The 15,299-nt window shown below is 66.7% G+C and carries 20 protein-coding genes; 8 read left to right on the forward strand and 12 right to left on the reverse strand.

What is annotated here, in order from left to right:
• Positions 1-31: 31 nt before the first annotated feature.
• A complete protein-coding gene (locus tag LC039_RS05190) occupies positions 32-343 on the forward strand; it encodes an H-NS family nucleoid-associated regulatory protein (RefSeq protein WP_226621997.1) in 312 nt (103 codons plus the stop codon).
• Positions 343-1,047, forward strand: coding sequence for a purine-nucleoside phosphorylase (gene deoD / locus LC039_RS05195; RefSeq protein WP_226621998.1), 705 nt, complete (start codon positions 343-345; stop codon positions 1,045-1,047). The genes LC039_RS05190 and deoD overlap by 1 nt, the downstream gene beginning before the upstream one ends.
• 69 nt (positions 1,048-1,116) lie before the next feature.
• On the opposite strand, the gene LC039_RS05200 is transcribed toward deoD, so the two are convergent.
• The 12 genes from LC039_RS05200 to LC039_RS05255 all read right to left on the reverse strand — a co-directional run bounded on the left by LC039_RS05200 (position 1,117) and on the right by LC039_RS05255 (position 9,490).
• On the reverse strand, positions 1,117-1,977 hold the full coding sequence (locus LC039_RS05200; RefSeq protein WP_226621999.1) for an urea carboxylase-associated family protein: 861 nt from the start codon (positions 1,975-1,977) through the stop codon (positions 1,117-1,119).
• A gap of 150 nt (positions 1,978-2,127) precedes the next feature.
• On the reverse strand, positions 2,128-2,331 hold the full coding sequence (locus LC039_RS05205) for a hypothetical protein (RefSeq protein ID WP_226622000.1): 204 nt from the start codon (positions 2,329-2,331) through the stop codon (positions 2,128-2,130).
• Positions 2,332-2,414: 83 nt separating this feature from the next.
• Complete coding sequence (locus LC039_RS05210) at positions 2,415-2,576, reverse strand: hypothetical protein (RefSeq protein ID WP_226622001.1); 162 nt, start codon at positions 2,574-2,576, stop codon at positions 2,415-2,417.
• Between the two features lie 210 nt (positions 2,577-2,786).
• Positions 2,787-3,566 carry a succinate dehydrogenase iron-sulfur subunit gene (locus tag LC039_RS05215; RefSeq protein WP_226622002.1) on the reverse strand — a complete coding sequence of 260 codons (780 nt, stop codon included), beginning with the start codon at positions 3,564-3,566 and terminating at the stop codon, positions 2,787-2,789.
• Positions 3,567-3,575: 9 nt separating this feature from the next.
• A complete protein-coding gene (locus LC039_RS05220; protein ID WP_226622003.1) occupies positions 3,576-3,884 on the reverse strand; it encodes a hypothetical protein in 309 nt (102 codons plus the stop codon).
• A complete protein-coding gene (sdhA, locus tag LC039_RS05225; RefSeq protein WP_226622004.1) occupies positions 3,884-5,689 on the reverse strand; it encodes a succinate dehydrogenase flavoprotein subunit in 1,806 nt (601 codons plus the stop codon). The genes LC039_RS05220 and sdhA overlap by 1 nt, the downstream gene beginning before the upstream one ends.
• A gap of 25 nt (positions 5,690-5,714) precedes the next feature.
• The gene (locus LC039_RS05230; protein ID WP_226622005.1) at positions 5,715-6,086 is read right to left on the reverse strand and encodes a succinate dehydrogenase, hydrophobic membrane anchor protein; all 372 of its coding nucleotides are present in this window, start codon (positions 6,084-6,086) and stop codon (positions 5,715-5,717) included.
• A gap of 11 nt (positions 6,087-6,097) precedes the next feature.
• Complete coding sequence (gene sdhC, locus LC039_RS05235) at positions 6,098-6,487, reverse strand: succinate dehydrogenase, cytochrome b556 subunit (RefSeq protein WP_226622006.1); 390 nt, start codon at positions 6,485-6,487, stop codon at positions 6,098-6,100.
• A 311-nt stretch (positions 6,488-6,798) separates the two neighbouring features.
• Positions 6,799-7,830 (reverse strand): MaoC family dehydratase, encoded by a 1,032-nt coding sequence (locus LC039_RS05240; RefSeq protein ID WP_226622007.1) that lies wholly within the window; start codon positions 7,828-7,830, stop codon positions 6,799-6,801.
• Positions 7,830-8,033, reverse strand: coding sequence for a DUF1737 domain-containing protein (locus LC039_RS05245; protein ID WP_226622008.1), 204 nt, complete (start codon positions 8,031-8,033; stop codon positions 7,830-7,832). The genes LC039_RS05240 and LC039_RS05245 overlap by 1 nt, the downstream gene beginning before the upstream one ends.
• A 20-nt stretch (positions 8,034-8,053) precedes the next feature.
• Positions 8,054-8,599 (reverse strand): NnrU family protein, encoded by a 546-nt coding sequence (locus LC039_RS05250; protein WP_226622009.1) that lies wholly within the window; start codon positions 8,597-8,599, stop codon positions 8,054-8,056.
• A 39-nt stretch (positions 8,600-8,638) separates the two neighbouring features.
• On the reverse strand, positions 8,639-9,490 hold the full coding sequence (locus LC039_RS05255; protein ID WP_226622010.1) for an HpcH/HpaI aldolase/citrate lyase family protein: 852 nt from the start codon (positions 9,488-9,490) through the stop codon (positions 8,639-8,641).
• Positions 9,491-9,837: 347 nt separating this feature from the next.
• On the opposite strand from LC039_RS05255, the gene LC039_RS05260 reads away from it, so the two are divergent.
• The 6 genes from LC039_RS05260 (at position 9,838) to mdh (ending at position 15,274) form a co-directional block, all read left to right on the forward strand.
• On the forward strand, positions 9,838-10,128 hold the full coding sequence (locus tag LC039_RS05260; protein ID WP_413463814.1) for a hypothetical protein: 291 nt from the start codon (positions 9,838-9,840) through the stop codon (positions 10,126-10,128).
• Between the two features lie 132 nt (positions 10,129-10,260).
• Positions 10,261-11,178 (forward strand): ABC transporter substrate-binding protein, encoded by a 918-nt coding sequence (locus LC039_RS05265; RefSeq protein ID WP_226622011.1) that lies wholly within the window; start codon positions 10,261-10,263, stop codon positions 11,176-11,178.
• A 155-nt stretch (positions 11,179-11,333) separates the two neighbouring features.
• Positions 11,334-12,377 (forward strand): ABC transporter permease, encoded by a 1,044-nt coding sequence (locus LC039_RS05270; RefSeq protein WP_226622012.1) that lies wholly within the window; start codon positions 11,334-11,336, stop codon positions 12,375-12,377.
• A complete protein-coding gene (locus tag LC039_RS05275; protein WP_226622013.1) occupies positions 12,374-13,309 on the forward strand; it encodes an ABC transporter ATP-binding protein in 936 nt (311 codons plus the stop codon). Before LC039_RS05270 ends, LC039_RS05275 begins: the two co-directional genes overlap by 4 nt.
• A gap of 8 nt (positions 13,310-13,317) precedes the next feature.
• Positions 13,318-14,043 (forward strand): ABC transporter permease, encoded by a 726-nt coding sequence (locus tag LC039_RS05280; RefSeq protein WP_264179458.1) that lies wholly within the window; start codon positions 13,318-13,320, stop codon positions 14,041-14,043.
• A 268-nt stretch (positions 14,044-14,311) separates the two neighbouring features.
• Positions 14,312-15,274, forward strand: a complete 963-nt coding sequence (mdh, locus tag LC039_RS05285; protein WP_226622015.1) for a malate dehydrogenase — start codon at positions 14,312-14,314, stop codon at positions 15,272-15,274.
• The last annotated feature ends 25 nt before the right edge of the window (positions 15,275-15,299 follow it).

Below are 15,299 nucleotides of genomic sequence, written 5' to 3' on the forward strand. Positions count from 1 at the left end.
AATTTTGTCGGCATAGAAAACGGAGACGATCGTGAATATTGACCTTGATACCCTGTCCAAAGAAGAGCTGAAACAGCTCAAAACCGACGTTGAAAAAGCGTTGGTGACCATTGACGCACGCCGCAAGGCAGAAGCGAAACGCGCAGCAGAGCAGGTAGCTAAGGAATTCGGCTACTCGCTGGACGAAATCATTGCCGCGGGCGGCACCAAGGGCTCAAAGGGCGCCCCGAAATACGCCAACCCCTCCGATCCGGCGCAAACCTGGACTGGCCGCGGCCGCAAACCCAACTGGGTCATCGAAGCTCTGGACGAAGGCAAGTCGCTCGAAGACCTCGCCCTCTGATGACCGTCCATATCGGAGCAAAGCCCGGCGAAATTGCCGAAACGGTTCTGATGCCCGGGGATCCGCTGCGCGCGGAATGGGTGGCGGAAACGTTTCTGGAAGATGCGCAATGCGTCAACCGGGTCCGGGGCATGTACGGTTTCACCGGTTTCTGGAAAGGAAACCGGGTCTCCGTGCATGGCTCCGGCATGGGAATGCCCAGCCTGTCGATCTACGCCAATGAGCTGATCCGCGATTTCGGGGCAAGAACCCTGATCCGCATCGGCTCCTGCGGTGCAATGCAGGACAGTGTCGCGGTGCGCGATGTCATTCTCGCGATGACGGCCAGCAGCCTGTCGACCCCGTCCCGCGGTATCTTCCGGGAGCTGAACTTCGCCCCCTGTGCCGATTACGGCCTGCTGCGCGCCGCCGCGGACGCCGCCGCGCGCATCGGCGCGACGACTCATGTGGGCGGGATCTACTCTGCCGACGTGTTCTACGATGAACGCCCCGATCTCAACGAGATCATGACCCGTCACGGCATCCTCGGCGTCGAGATGGAAGCGGCCGAGCTCTACAACCTCGCCGCCCGCCATGGCGCGCGCGCGCTGGCGGTGCTGACGGTCTCCGATCACCTGCTCACGCATGAGGCGCTGCCGGCCGAAGACCGGCAAAGCTCTTTTGCCGAGATGGTCGAAATCGCACTCGAGGCGGCCTTCGCCTGAAGGCGCGGCGGGGCCGCGGCCCCGCCCTTTCGCTTCGGCGCACAGCCCGCCGTCCTGCCCGCCTGCCCCTTACAGCCCGTGGCTGCCGTCGTAGCCGTTGCGCGCGGGCGAGCTCCAGCCCTTCAGCGCCCCCTCCGGCACCCTCAGGATATCGACCTCCAGCGGCGCGCAGCGCGCCGTGTCCGAGCTGTGCTCGCTGCCGCAGTCGCCGCCCGGGCAGGCGCTCAGAGCCCCCAGCAGGCCGATCTCGGCAAAGAAGGTCAGGTAGTCGCCGGGACGCACCGGGCTCGCCTTCATGAAATACTGGCCGGTGTCGCGGGTGAAGCCGGTGCACATGAAGACGTTCAGCACATCATGCACCTCGCGCGCCGCCGCCTCGACCGTCAGCCCCGTCGCGTCCACCAGCGCCCGCGTGAGGTTGGAGTGGCAGCAATGGTGATACTGATCGCCGCCGCTCAGCAGGTGATGCGTGTGGGGATCGCAGCGCGTGCCGATCACGTCGTGCACAGAGCCGCCGTAGGCGTCGATGCCGTACCAGCCCAGGCTGTCCTCGACGATGGTGGCCATGGGGCGCAGGTGAGGAAAGCTCGACCACATGCGCTCACCGGTGGTCAGATGGGTGCCATGCAACGCCCGCGTCTTGCCCGAATAGAAGCGCTCCGAAAGGTCGTTCGCGTTCCACAGGTTGAGGTCCCCGACCTGCGGCGCCTCGACGCTTCGGATCCGGAAGAAGCCGCCGGCGGGCACGCGGAAGGCGCAGGCTTCGCGCGGCGCGGCCACCACGGTCTCGACCAGTTCCGCCTGCGCCAGCGCGGCGGCATAGAGCGCCATGTCGGGCACCGGAAGGGTGTCGTTGGGATAGCAGATCACCGGCGGAACGGCGCGGCGCGCCTCTGCGTCGGCGGGGGTGTCAACGGGGGCTTGGGTCATGTCACGGCTCCTCTTTGCCGCCAGATGACCCAGCCCGGGGCGGGCGCGCAAGCCCTCCGCTTCTTCTCTTTCCAAATACGCCGGGCCAAATATGCCGGGGGAGGCCGCGCAGCGGACGGGGGCGGAGCCCCATCGGCCGGGAGGCCAGGCTCAGCCCTCGCGATCGGGGCGCAGGCAGATATCCGGTGTCTCGCCGCGCGGGCCCTGCGTGGTGGCACCGCATTGGACGCAGGTCCAACTGCTCTCGCCCGCGCCACGGCGCTCGCGCCAGCGGCATTTGCGGGTTTCGCCATGCCGGTAGTTGAAGACCAGCAGCAGGATCACCGCAACGAGAAAGACCCCCGCGAAAATCACCGGGGGCCTCGATCGGCGTGTCTTGTGCAGAAGTGGGTGCGCATGGCGGAGTACCTAGCGCGCGCCACCACCGGCATCCACCCTCAGGCGGCGCGGTAGTAGTCCAGCGTGCCCAGATCGGCGGTCACGTCCTTGTGCGCGACGTGCACCAGAGCGGGTTCGGGCTGGTAGTAGGCGAAGGCCTGCTCGAGGGCGTCGAGGGCTTCACGGGCGGTGGTCTCGGTCTTTGCAGCGGTGCTGGTCATAGCATCAATCCTTGATCTCTCGATCTCCTCCCGTCTGCTTCCCTACATAGGGCTTTCCGCGCTGCAGCACACCGGCGGATGCTGCAACCATGCTCTGCGCTGAGCGCAACTGTCCGGCGCGGCAGAGGGCAAAAGAGCCGCAGCAGGCAAAAGAAAAGCGCCGCCCCCGCGCGGGGACGGCGCCTTGCATGCCGTGTATCGACAGTCAGATCAGACGTGACGCTCCAGCATCATGTGCTTGATCGACGCGATGGCCTTGGCCGGGTTCAGACCCTTGGGGCAGGTCTTGGCGCAGTTCATGATGGTGTGGCAGCGGTACAGCTTGAACGGATCCTCGAGGTTGTCGAGACGTTCGCCGGTGGCCTCGTCGCGGCTGTCGATGATCCAGCGGTAGGCGTGCAGCAGCGCCGCCGGGCCGAGGTAGCGGTCGGAGTTCCACCAGTAGCTCGGGCAGGAGGTCGAGCACGAGGCGCACATCACGCACTCGTAGAGACCGTCGAGCTTCTTGCGGTCCTCGATGGACTGCTTCCACTCCTTCTGCGGCCGGTTGGTCTTGGTTTCCAGCCAGGGCATGATCGAGGCGTGCTGCGCGTAGAAGTGCGTCAGGTCGGGGATCAGGTCCTTGACCACCGGCATGTGCGGCAGCGGGTAGATCTTCACGTCGCCCTTCACCTCGTCCAGCCCGTAGATGCAGGCCAGCGTGTTGATCCCGTCGATGTTCATCGCGCAGGAGCCGCAGATGCCTTCGCGACAGGAGCGGCGGAAGGTCAGCGTGGGGTCGATCTCGTTCTTGATCTTGATCAGCGCGTCCAGGACCATCGGACCGCATTTGTCCATGTCGAGGAAATAGGTGTCGACCCGCGGGTTCTCACCGTCGTCGGGGCTCCAGCGGTAGATCTTGAACGCCCGCACGTTGGTCGCGCCCTCGGGCTTCGGCCAGGTCTTGCCGGTGCGGATCTTGGAGTTCTTGGGAAGTGTAAATTGAACCATGTCTCTCTCCTATCGGATGAGGGCCGGCAGCCCCTCGGCTGCCAGGCAGGTCAGGGTCTCGGGCTTCGAGACGATATCGGAAACAACCTCGACGGTGCTGGCGGTGGGCCCGCCGATGCTGTCGGCGGCCAGCGCGTAGATTTGCGTGGACGAGGCATTGTCGATCACGCAGTCCAGCGCCGGTTCCACCGGCACGCCGGGATACCTGTCGGCGACGACGCGGGCGACCGTGGATTTCGCGGCTTGCCGCGCAATCTGGTCCTGCGTCTGGGCCGAACAGGCCGCCAGCACGAGTACGAGGCCGAGGGCTGCCCGCATCAGAAGGTCCGTGCCTTCGGCGCGATCTTCTTCAGCGAAATGCCGCCCTGATCCTCGGTGGTCAGCGGATCGAGCACGACCGGGCGGTAGCTGAGCTCCACCTTGTTGCCCTCGACACGGCTGATCGTGTGCACCCGCCAGTTGTCGTCGTCCCGGTTGGCGAAGTCCTCGTGCGCGTGGGCACCGCGGCTCTCGTGGCGCGCCTCGGCGCCGACGATGGTCGCGATGGCGTTCGGCATGAGATTGGTCAGCTCGAGGCTTTCCATCAGGTCCGAGTTCCAGATCAGCGAGCGGTCGGTGACCTTGATGTCGCCCAGCTTGCCGGCGATCTCGGTCATCTTTTCCTTGCCGTCCTTCAGGGTCTCGGAGGCGCGGAACACCGCGGCGTCGGCCTGCATGGTGCGCTGCATCTCGAGGCGCAGCTCGGCGGTCGGGATCGCGCCCGAGGCGTTGCGCACACCGTCGAAGCGGTCGAAGGCCTTGTCGATCTGCGACTTCGGCGCGGTCGGCACGGCACCCGAACGGTCCACCACCTCGCCGGCGCGGATCGCGGCGGCGCGGCCGAAGACCACGAGGTCGATCAGCGAGTTCGAGCCGAGGCGGTTCGCCCCGTGCACCGAGGCGCAGCCCGCCTCGCCCACGGCCATCAGGCCCGGCACGACGGCGTTGGGATCCTCGGCGGTCGGGTTCAGCACCTCGCCCCAGTAGTTCGTGGGAATGCCGCCCATGTTGTAGTGCACGGTCGGCAGAACCGGGATCGGCTCTTTCGTCACGTCCACGCCGGCGAAGATCTTCGCGCTCTCGGAGATGCCCGGCAGACGCTCTGCGAGCGCTTCCTTCGGCAGGTGCGAGAGGTTGAGGTGGATGTGATCGCCATGCTCGCCCACGCCGCGGCCTTCGCGGATTTCCATGGTCATGCAGCGCGAGACGTAGTCGCGGGGCGCGAGGTCTTTGTACTGGGGCGCGTAGCGCTCCATGAACCGCTCGCCGTCCTTGTTGGTGAGGTAACCGCCTTCACCGCGGGCGCCCTCGGTGATCAGGCAGCCCGAGCCGTAGATGCCGGTCGGGTGGAACTGCACGAATTCCATGTCCTGCAGCGGCAGGCCCGCACGGGCCACCATGCCGCCGCCGTCGCCGGTGCAGGTGTGCGCCGAGGTGGCCGAGAAGTAGGCCCGGCCGTAGCCGCCGGTGGCCAGCACGACCATCTTGGCGTTGAACACGTGGAAGGTGCCGTCGTCGAGCTTCCAGCAGAGCACGCCCTTGCAGACGCCGTCTTCCATCAGCAGGTCGATGGCGAAGTATTCGATGTAGAACTCGGCATTGTTCTTCAGCGACTGGCCGTAGAGCGTGTGCAGGATGGCGTGGCCGGTGCGGTCGGCCGCGGCGCAGGTGCGCTGCACGGCGGGGCCTTCACCGAACTCGGTGGTGTGGCCGCCGAAGGGGCGCTGGTAGATCTTGCCTTCCTCGGTGCGCGAGAAGGGCACGCCGTAGTGCTCGAGCTCGTAGACCGCGGCGGGCGCCGAACGGGCGAGGTACTCCATGGCGTCGGTGTCGCCGAGCCAGTCGGAGCCCTTCACCGTGTCGTACATGTGCCACTGCCAGTTGTCCGGGCCCATGTTGGCCAGCGAAGCGGCGATGCCGCCCTGCGCCGCGACGGTGTGCGAGCGGGTCGGGAAGACCTTGCTCACGCAGGCGGTGCGAAGACCCTGCTCTGCCATGCCGAGGGTGGCGCGCAGGCCGGCACCGCCGGCACCGACGACCACGACGTCATAGTCATGCGTCTCGTATTCGTAAGCTGCTGTCATCTTTATTGTTCCTCGAGCCGCGAATTCAGAGTGCCAGTTTGACCAGCGCGAAGAGCGCGCCTGCGATCATCGCCCAGGACAGCGCCTGAACGGCGACAAGCACCAGCTTGCCGAGCGTACCGGGCACGTAGTCGATGACGGCTTCATCGATCTCGCCCTTGCAGTGCAGGATCACCACCACGGCGGTCAGCGCGGTGACGATGGCCGGGAAGGGACGCGCGAAATAGGCCAGAACGTCCTCGTGGCTGCTGCCGAGGGCGGCGCCGAAGGTGAAGACGAAGAGCGGCACCAGCACAACCAGCGCGGCCGAGGTGATGATGGCGTTCCAGTGGTGGTGGGTGCCCGTGTGCCCCGCGCCCAGCCCCTGCGCGAGTTTGCGGTCGGTCAGAAATCGCATGGGAGGTCTCCTTACACCACGATGATCGTGAGAAGCGTCAGGACGGTGGCGCCGATGAACATGCCCCAGCCGAGCTTTTCCGAAATCTCGACCTCGATCAGATGTCCGAGATCCCAGATCACGTGACGCAGCCGGCCCAGCATGTGGTACCAGATCGCCCAGGTCGCGAGCAGCATGAGCAGGTCGCCGATGAAGCTGGTCAGGATGCCATCGACCACCGCGAAGGCCTCGGCCGAACTCGCCGCAGCGATCAGCCAGCAGACCACGAGGAACGCGAAACCGAAGGTCGCGATTCCGGTGATCCGGACCATGATGGAGGAGATCGACGTCATCTGGGGGCGGTAGTACTGCCCGATCATGAAGGGTGAAAGCGGGCGACTGCCCCGGTTCACATCGGCCATGGCTTGTCCTTTTCGGTTCCCTTGTGGCCGCGTTCTAGCGCCTCTTGCCCTGCGCTGTCACGCGGCTGCACGCGGCCTGAGCACGATTTTTCCATCCAATTCCAAAAAATGATCGAAATTCGTGATCACACTTCAAAAGGCGTGATCACATTCTCTGCGCTAACGGAGATTTCCGCAGAGTCGCCTTATTCCTAAGCGTTTAACTCAGATTTCCGCGGTGCGCCACGGCGACTCAGCCGCCGCATCCTTCCCGCGACTTGCCCGGGATCAGGCCGAGAACAGGCAAGGATCAGACCGGAATCGGGATGAAATCAGCGCGGGATCAGCACCCAGTAGTCGAGGTCGAGCAGCACGTCCGGAAGGTATTTTCCATCCTCCCCCTTCAGCGCGAAGGGCGCCCCGCCCCGGGTTGCCACCAGCCGCATCCGCAGCGCGCCGACACCCGGCGCCGGGGTCTCGGCGCGGTCCAGAACCTCGGACCAGACCCGCATGGTATCTCCTGCAAAACAGGGGTTTGCGTGGGCGCCGCCGTTCAGACCCACGATCATCTGCGCGTTTGCCAGACCGTTGAAACTGAGCGCCCGCGCCATCGAGATGACATGGCCGCCGTAGATCAGCCGCTTGCCGTCCTCGCGCTGGGTGGCATCGAAATGCACCTTGGCGGTGTTCTGCCACAGGCGGGTGGCGAGCATGTGCTCTGCCTCCTCGATGGTCACCCCGTCGACGTGGTCGATCTGCTCGCCAACCGCGTAGTCGCCCCAGCGATGCCGCTCTCCGGCGAGGGTGAAATCGTAATTGCTGAAGTCCAGCCCCTCGGGGATCAGCAGATCCGCGGGGGCCAGAACCTTTTTCAGCTCGGGCAGGACCGTCTCGGGCGCGGGCGCCTCGAGATCCTTCTTCCGCACCATCACCCAGCGGCAATACTCCAGCACGGTCTCGCCGCGCTGATTGCTGCCGCGCGTGCGCACGTAGACGACGCCCGACTTGCCGTTCGAGTTCTGCTTCAACCCGATCACCTCCGAGGAGGACCGCAGGGTGTCGCCCGCGTAGACCGGCGTCAGCCAGCGCCCCTCGGCATAGCCGAGGTTGGCGACGGCGTTGAGCGAGATGTCCGGCACGGTCTTGCCGAACACCAGGTGGAACGCCGCCAAATCCTCCAGCGGCGCCGAGGGCAGACCAACGCTCCGGGCGAACTCATCCGAGGAATAGAGCGCGTGCCGGGCCGGGTAGAGCGCATGGTAGAGCGCCCGCTCCCCGCCCGAGACGGTGCGCGGCACGGCGTGGTCGATGACCTGGCCGATGCGGTAATCCTCGAAGAAGTGCCCGGGGTTGGTCTTGGCCATCACTGAGCTCCCAGTTTCATGTCCGGCGTGTAGGGGGTGTCGATGTCCTTGGTCACGGCCTGGCCGCAGCGCATCACGCCATTGGCCGAGTCGAAGGCGTAGGTCGGGTCGCCGTAGAGTTCCCAGCCCTTGCTCAGGGCCTCGGACACCTTGTGGCAGAAGGCCGAAGTGTCGTCCTCGGTCAGCAGTCGGTAGATTTTCATTTGGTCAGTTCCGGTAGTTGTCATCCAAAGGTGGGATAGCCGAGCCAGGTGTGGATCGCGCCGATAACGAAGAGCAACACGAGGCTGGCAGCAAGGAAGATCAGGTCCTTCTTGACCGGCCCCTTCGCGGGCGGCGTCCACTCGGGTTCGGCGCGGTTGATCGTGCTCATCTCGACCAGCGCCCAGATGCCGAGGCCGCCGAAGAGCACGAAGGAGGGCGTGTCACCGTTCACCAGCAGGTGCGCGATGGCCCAGAGCAGGAAGCCGGTCAGCATCGGGTGGCGCATCTTGTGGAAGAGCGCGCCCTTCTTCGGCCCGGGCGAGGTGAAATAGAGCGCCGCCAGCATCAGCAGGTTGTTGATCCCCACCGTGGCCGGGGTGCGCCCGTAGAAGAACGTGCCGTCGGCCATGCGGTAGCCGAAGATCATCAGCAGCACGCTGGCAAGCAGGGCGAGCGCCACGAGGCCCTTACCCTTGTCACCCATCTTCGCCCGCGCCTCGGGGGCGAGGCGCTTGAACAGATGCGCCGCCCACCAGAGCGCGACGCCGAGAATCAGAAGCAGCATTGGGGGTCTCCTCTTGCCGGGTTCGCCCCGACCCTGCCCTCAAGCCCCCATGGCGGCAATGGCTTCCGCCTTGGCGAGGACCGACTTCGCCGTGAAAACATGCAGGTTCTCGACAATCTTGCCATCAACGACGGCAACCCCCTGCCCCGCGGCCTCGGCCTCCTCGAAGGCGTGGATCTGGCGGCGGGCGAGGTCGATCTCCCCCTCGGTCGGGGCAAAGGCGGCATTGGCGATCTCGACCTGCGCCGGGTGAATCAGCGTCTTGCCGTCGAAGCCCATGTCGCGGCCCTGATCGCATTCGGCCTTCAGCCCCTCGTCGTCCTTGAAGGCATTGTAGACCCCGTCGACGATCACGCATCCCGTGGCCTTGGCGGCCAGCAGGCAGAGCTGCAGCGAGGTCAGCATCGGCAGCCGGTCGGCGCGGAAGCGCGAGTTCAGCTCCTTGGCCAGATCATTGGTGCCCATCACCATGCCCGAGAGCCGCGGGTGCGCGCCGATCGCCTGCGCGTTCAGCATGCCCTTCGGCGTCTCCATCATCGCCCAGAGCGGCTTGTGGGTCAGCTTGGCCAGCGCGTCGAGCTGGCCCGGATCCTCGACCTTGGGCAGCAGCACGGCGTCGCAATCCATGGCATCGGCCGCCTTGGCATCCGCCGCGCCCCACTCGGTGTCGAGCCCGTTGATCCGCACGATCCGCGTGCGGTTGCCGTAGCCGCCCACGCCCAGCGCCGCGGCCAGCGTCTCGCGGGCCGCCGGCTTTTCCGCCGGGGCCACCGCGTCTTCGAGATCGAAGATGACCGCATCCACCGCGAGGCCGCGCGCCTTGTCCAGCGCCCGCTCCTTGGAACCGGGGATGTAGAGAACCGAGCGATAAGGCCGCAGCGCGAGATCCATACCTTCATCCTTAGAGCAATAATCTTGCGCTAGTGATGCAATTCTTTTCTGAAAACTGCAAGGCCATTCGTGCCGCGCTGCAGAAGAAGCACGCATTTTAACCGCGCCCGCAGGCTTAACCACTCCTTCGGACTTGCCGCGCAAGCTCGACAGTGAAGAGCACAGGCCCCCGCCGCGGGAACTGCCACAGAGCGCGACTCTCCGTTTCGACGGGGCTTCGCCAATTCAAGCCAATTCAAGCCAATTCAAGTCAATTCACCAGGAAAGGACAGGAGATGACAGCCCCTCCATCCCTCGCCCAGCGCGCCCTGCGAAAGCGACTCCGCCCGCGCAAGTGCGCCGCGCTCATGTTCTGCGGCGGGCTCGCCGCCATGCTTCCCTCCCCTGGTACAGCCGAGAGCCAGACCTGCGGCCCGCGCGACATCGTCGTGGCCCGGCTGGCCGAAACCTATGGCGAGTCGCGCCAGTCCATCGGCCTTGGCAGCAACAACGCGGTGATGGAGGTCTTCGCCTCCGACGAGACCGGAACCTGGACGATCACAGTGACCTCGACCAGCGGCGTCACCTGCCTCGTCGCCAGTGGGCTGGCCTTCGAGACGCTCGCCGAAACCCTCCCGCCCAAGGAAAGCGACGCCTGACAGGCACAACCTGCTGCCGCAATCTGTCAGGAAAAACCCCCGAAAACCTTGGCCTGCGCCGGTCCTATCCTAGTTTCTCAGCGGAACTCTGTCATACTCGACAGGACGCAACGGAAGGGAGCCGGACGCGCCATGATCCGCACACATATTTTCGCCGCAGCCAGCCTTGCAGCCGGGCTCGCCACCAGCCTCGCCGGTGCCGCACAGGCCGACATCACCGTCTCGTCGAAGATCGACACCGAGGGAGGGCTGCTCGGCAACATGATCGCCCTCGCGCTCGAGGACGCGGGCCTGCCTGTCGAGCGGCGCCTGCAACTGGGCGGCACGCAGGTGGTGCGCGAAGCCATCCTCGCGGATCAGATCGACATCTACCCCGAGTATACCGGCAACGCCGCCTTCTTCTTCAACGAGGCCGATGCCGACCTCTGGAAAGACGCGGCGGCTGCGCATGAACGCGCCAAGGAACTGGACGCCGAGAACGGCATCACCTGGCTCAGCTCCGCGCCCGCCAACAACACCTGGGCCATCGCCGTGACCGGCCCCGTGGCCGAAGAGAACGGCCTCGACACGATGAGCGATTTCGGCGCCTGGATCGCGGACGGCGGTGACGTGAAGCTGGCCGCCTCGACGGAATTCGTCTCCTCCCCCGCGGTGCTGCCCGCCATGCAAGAGACCTATGGCTTTGCGCTGACCGAGGATCAGACCGTGATCCTCTCGGGCGGCGACACCGCCGCGACGATCCAGGCCGCCGCCCGCGGCACGTCGGGCGTGAATGCCGCGATGGTCTACGGCACCGACGGCGGCGTCGGCGCGACCGGGCTCGTGGTGATGAAGGACGACCAGGGCGTGCAGCCGGTCTACGAACCCGCCCCGATCGTCCGCGACGCCGTGCTCGAGGAATATCCCTCGATCCCCGAGGTGCTGAACCCGATCTTCGAGGGGCTCACCATGGAGACCCTGCAGGAGCTCAACGGCCGCATCCAGGTCGGCGGCGAGCCCGCCGAGGCGGTGGCCCGCGACTATCTCACCAAATCCGGGGTGCTGGACTGATCTCTCTCGCCTCCGATCAAGGCCGGGATCAGGGCACTGGCGCCGGGTGGGTCCTATCCCCGCCCGGCCTGCTCTTTGCTGCGCTCGGACTGGCATCGCTCGCCCTGCCCTTCCTCACGCTGCGCGCCAATCGGATCGTCGCGGGCGAGGGCGTGATGCTCTGGGACTGCGCCCCCACCAGCTCCGTGATCGCCGGCGGACTGGCGCTCGGGGCCGGACTCGCGCTTGGCATCCCCGCCGGAGCGCCCCTGCGCCGGCTTGGCGGCAGCCTGCTCGGCCTCGCCGGACTGATCTTGCTCCTGGTCCAGGGGGCCAGCGCGCAACTCGAGGGCGCCGGAGACCTTGCACGGGTCTCCCCCGCGGCGGGCGCCTGGTGCCTGCTGCTGGTGCTGATGCTGCTGATGGCCGACGCGCTCTCGCAACTCCGCCCAGGCCCGCGCGCCCGCGCCGGGCTGCTGGCACTGCTGCTCGCCGCGCTCGCCGGCCTGCTCTGGTCCGGCGTCCTCTCGGACCTGTCGGTGATGCAGGAATTCGCCAGCCGCAAGGCTGCCTTCCGCACCGCCGCCCTGCGCCATGTCGCGCTGGCATTCGGCTCGCTCGGCGCCGCGGCGCTGATCGGCTTTCCGCTCGGCATCCTGTGCCACCGCAACGCCAGCCTGCGCGGCGCGACCCTGCCCGTGCTGAGCTTCCTGCAGACCATTCCCTCGCTCGCCATGTTCGGCATCATGATCCCGATCCTCGGCTGGATCGCGGCGACCTATCCCGCCGCGCAGGCGCTCGGCATCGCCGGTATCGGCTTCGCCCCCGCCTTCCTCGCGCTGGTGCTCTATTCGCTGCTGCCGGTGGTCGCCAACACCGTCACCGGCCTCGCCGCCACGCCCCCCGCCGCCATCGAGGCGGCCCGCGGCATGGGCATGACCGGCATGCAGCGGCTCTGGAAGGTCGAGCTGCCGCTGGCCATGCCGGTGATCCTCGCCGGGCTGCGCATCGTGCTGGTGCAGAACATCGGCCTCGCGGTCATTGCCGGGCTGATCGGCGGTGGCGGCTTCGGCAGCTTCGTCTTCCAGGGCCTCAACCAGACCGCCACCGACCTCATCCTGCTGGGCGCGCTGCCCACCGTGGTCATGGCCCTCGTTGCGGCGATCGTCATGGACATCCTCGTCGACCTCACCCGCCGCATTCCGGAGCGCCAGCCATGATCGAGATCGACAAGATCACCAAGCTCTACGGCAGCACCTGCGCCGTCGACGCCGTCTCGCTCACCGCCGAGACCGGCACGATCACCGCCATCGTTGGCACCTCCGGCTCGGGCAAGACCACGCTGCTTCGGATGATCAACCGCCTGGTGGAACCCAGCTCGGGCGAGGTCCGCATCAACGGCGAGCCGACCCATGCGGTGAAACCCCACCTGCTGCGTCGGCGCATCGGCTATGCCATCCAGGGCCACGGGCTGTTTCCGCACCACACGGTCGCGCGCAACATCGGCGCGGTGCCCGAGCTGCTCGGCTGGCCAAGGGAGAAGATCGCCGCGCGGGTGGACGAGCTGCTGGAGCTCTTCGGCATGGAGCCCGCCGAGTTCCGGGAGCGTTTGCCACTCGAGCTTTCTGGCGGCCAGCAACAACGCGTCGGCGTGGCGCGCGCGCTGGCCTCGCGGCCGGACCTGCTGCTGATGGATGAGCCCTTCGGCGCGCTCGACCCGATCATCCGCACCCGCGCGCAGGAGGATCTGCGCGCCATCCAACGCAAGCTCGGCTCGACGATCATGCTGGTCACCCACGACATGGACGAGGCGATCCGCCTCGGCGACCGCATCGCGGTGATGGATGGCGGCGAGCTGGTGCAATACGGCCCGCCCGAGGAGATCGTCGCACAGCCCGCCACCTCCTTTGTCGCCGACATGGTGGGCGATGCCGAGCGGCCGATGCGGCTGCTCTCGCTGATCCCCGTCTCCGCGCTGCTCGAGCCGGGCACGGCCGAAGGCGCCCCCCTGCCCGCGGAGGCGACCCTGCGCGAGGCGCTCTCGGCCTGCCTCTGGACCGGGCGCGAGGCGATCCCGGTCGAGACGGAAGGCACCCCCGCCGGGCGGGTCACGCTGGCCGCCATCCGCGCGCGGGCGGAGCGCCACGCGTGAGACCCGGCATGATCCTGCGCGCGGCGCTGATCGCGCTGCTGCTGGCACTTGTGCTGCGGCCCGAGGTTTTCACCCCGCTCTTTGCCCCCTTCGCGCCCGAGAACGGGCCGGTGATCTACACCCGCAGCTCGCTGCTGTCCCTGTCCCTGAGCCACCTCGGCCTCGTCGCTGCAGCCTCTCTGGCCGCAACCGTGGTGGCGGTCACCCTGGCGATCCTCGTCACCCGCCCCGCCGGAGAGGCCTTCCGCCCGCTCTCGCGCACGATCACCAATGTCGGCCAGACCTTTCCGCCGGTCGCGGTGCTGGCGCTTGCCGTCCCCGCGCTCGGCTTCGGCGCCGGGCCGACGCTGGTGGCGCTCTTCCTCTACGGGCTGCTGCCGATCTTCGAGAATGCGATGACCGGCCTGTCGACCCTGCCCGCCAGCACGATGGAGGCGGCCCGCGGCATCGGGCTCGACCGCTGGCAGAGGCTGTGGCGGGTCGAGCTGCCGCTGGCCATGCCGGTGATCCTCGGCGGCTTCCGCCTGTCGGTGGTGATCGCCCTTGGCACCGCCACCATCGGCTCGACGGTGGCGGCGCGCACGCTGGGCGAGGTGATCATCGCCGGGCTGCTGACCAGCAACACCGCCTTCGTGCTGCAGGGCGGGCTGATTGTCGGGCTCTTCGCGGTGCTGATCCACGATGCGCTGGTGCAGCTCGAGAAATATCTGGCGCGGCGCAGCGGGCGCGGCTGACACCGAAAAGAATCGCCTGATTGCCTGTGAATGCGGCATTTTGCGCGCGCAGGTTGAAGCGATCCGCGTCCCGACAGGTCCAGATGGCCGCAGAAAGCATACCCTCGCATACCGGCGTTAACACACCGAAACTTAACACATTTACCGCAACCATGCCGCGTGGTCAGCAATCGAGCTTCCGTGATGCTGCCCTGCAGCGCCCTTGCGCGTCGGCGGCAGAGACCTTACGCAAGCGGCGGACTTCACAAATGGAGCGGAGAACAGATCCATGGCCAGACCCAAGATTGCCCTCATCGGCGCGGGACAGATTGGCGGCACGCTTGCACATCTCGCGGCCCTGAAGGAACTCGGCGACGTCGTGCTCTTCGATATCTCGGAAGGCACCCCGGAAGGCAAAGCGCTCGACATCGCGGAATCCGGCCCCTCCGAAGGCTTTGACGCCAAGCTCAAGGGCACCCAGGACTACGCCGACATCGCGGGCGCAGACGTCTGCATCGTTACCGCCGGCGTGCCGCGCAAGCCGGGCATGAGCCGCGACGACCTGCTGGGCATCAACCTCAAGGTGATGAAATCGGTCGGCGAGGGCATCAAGGAAAACGCCCCCGACGCCTTCGTCATCTGCATCACCAACCCGCTCGACGCGATGGTCTGGGCGCTGCAGAAGTTCTCCGGCCTGCCCGCGCACAAGGTCTGCGGCATGGCTGGCGTGCTCGACTCGGCCCGCTTCCGCCACTTCCTGTCGGTGGAATTCGACGTGTCGATGAAGGACGTCACCGCCTTCGTGCTCGGCGGCCACGGCGACACCATGGTCCCCTCCGTCCGCTATTCCACCGTTGCCGGCATCCCGCTGCCGGACCTGGTCGAGATGGGCTGGACCACGCAGGAGAAACTGGACGCTATCGTGCAGCGCACCCGTGACGGCGGCGCCGAGATCGTCGGCCTGCTGAAGACCGGCTCGGCCTTCTACGCGCCCGCGACCTCGGCCATCGAGATGGCGGAAGCCTACCTCAAGGACCAGAAGCGCGTTCTGCCCTGCGCCGCCTACTGCGACGGCGAGTTCGGCCTAAAAGACATGTACGTGGGCGTGCCCACCGTGATCGGCGCCGGCGGCATCGAGAAGATCGTGAACATCAAGCTCAACAAGGAAGAGCAGGAGATGTTCGACAAGTCGGTCGCCGCGGTGAACGGCCTGGTCGACGCCTGCAAGGGCATCGACGGCAGCCTGGCGTAAGCCCTGCCGGTGCCCTCACGGGCAC

Origin of the sequence: Alloyangia pacifica (assembly GCF_020524285.1) — a bacterium.
Classification (GTDB): domain Bacteria; phylum Pseudomonadota; class Alphaproteobacteria; order Rhodobacterales; family Rhodobacteraceae; genus Salipiger; species Salipiger pacificus_B.

What these genes read in the sequence shown, in the direction of transcription:
- deoD (WP_226621998.1), top strand. Translation starts at nt 343, where the DNA reads ATGACCGTCCATATCGGAGCAAAGCCCGGCGAAATTGCCGAAACGGTT.
- LC039_RS05200 (WP_226621999.1), bottom strand. Translation starts at nt 1,977, where the DNA reads ATGACCCAAGCCCCCGTTGACACCCCCGCCGACGCAGAGGCGCGCCGC.
- LC039_RS05210 (WP_226622001.1), bottom strand. Translation starts at nt 2,576, where the DNA reads ATGACCAGCACCGCTGCAAAGACCGAGACCACCGCCCGTGAAGCCCTC.
- LC039_RS05215 (WP_226622002.1), bottom strand. Translation starts at nt 3,566, where the DNA reads ATGGTTCAATTTACACTTCCCAAGAACTCCAAGATCCGCACCGGCAAG.
- LC039_RS05220 (WP_226622003.1), bottom strand. Translation starts at nt 3,884, where the DNA reads ATGCGGGCAGCCCTCGGCCTCGTACTCGTGCTGGCGGCCTGTTCGGCC.
- sdhA (WP_226622004.1), bottom strand. Translation starts at nt 5,689, where the DNA reads ATGACAGCAGCTTACGAATACGAGACGCATGACTATGACGTCGTGGTC.
- LC039_RS05230 (WP_226622005.1), bottom strand. Translation starts at nt 6,086, where the DNA reads ATGCGATTTCTGACCGACCGCAAACTCGCGCAGGGGCTGGGCGCGGGG.
- sdhC (WP_226622006.1), bottom strand. Translation starts at nt 6,487, where the DNA reads ATGGCCGATGTGAACCGGGGCAGTCGCCCGCTTTCACCCTTCATGATC.
- LC039_RS05240 (WP_226622007.1), bottom strand. Translation starts at nt 7,830, where the DNA reads ATGGCCAAGACCAACCCCGGGCACTTCTTCGAGGATTACCGCATCGGC.
- LC039_RS05245 (WP_226622008.1), bottom strand. Translation starts at nt 8,033, where the DNA reads ATGAAAATCTACCGACTGCTGACCGAGGACGACACTTCGGCCTTCTGC.
- LC039_RS05250 (WP_226622009.1), bottom strand. Translation starts at nt 8,599, where the DNA reads ATGCTGCTTCTGATTCTCGGCGTCGCGCTCTGGTGGGCGGCGCATCTG.
- LC039_RS05255 (WP_226622010.1), bottom strand. Translation starts at nt 9,490, where the DNA reads ATGGATCTCGCGCTGCGGCCTTATCGCTCGGTTCTCTACATCCCCGGT.
- LC039_RS05260 (WP_413463814.1), top strand. Translation starts at nt 9,838, where the DNA reads ATGTTCTGCGGCGGGCTCGCCGCCATGCTTCCCTCCCCTGGTACAGCC.
- LC039_RS05265 (WP_226622011.1), top strand. Translation starts at nt 10,261, where the DNA reads ATGATCCGCACACATATTTTCGCCGCAGCCAGCCTTGCAGCCGGGCTC.
- LC039_RS05270 (WP_226622012.1), top strand. Translation starts at nt 11,334, where the DNA reads ATGCTCTGGGACTGCGCCCCCACCAGCTCCGTGATCGCCGGCGGACTG.
- LC039_RS05275 (WP_226622013.1), top strand. Translation starts at nt 12,374, where the DNA reads ATGATCGAGATCGACAAGATCACCAAGCTCTACGGCAGCACCTGCGCC.
- LC039_RS05280 (WP_264179458.1), top strand. Translation starts at nt 13,318, where the DNA reads ATGATCCTGCGCGCGGCGCTGATCGCGCTGCTGCTGGCACTTGTGCTG.
- mdh (WP_226622015.1), top strand. Translation starts at nt 14,312, where the DNA reads ATGGCCAGACCCAAGATTGCCCTCATCGGCGCGGGACAGATTGGCGGC.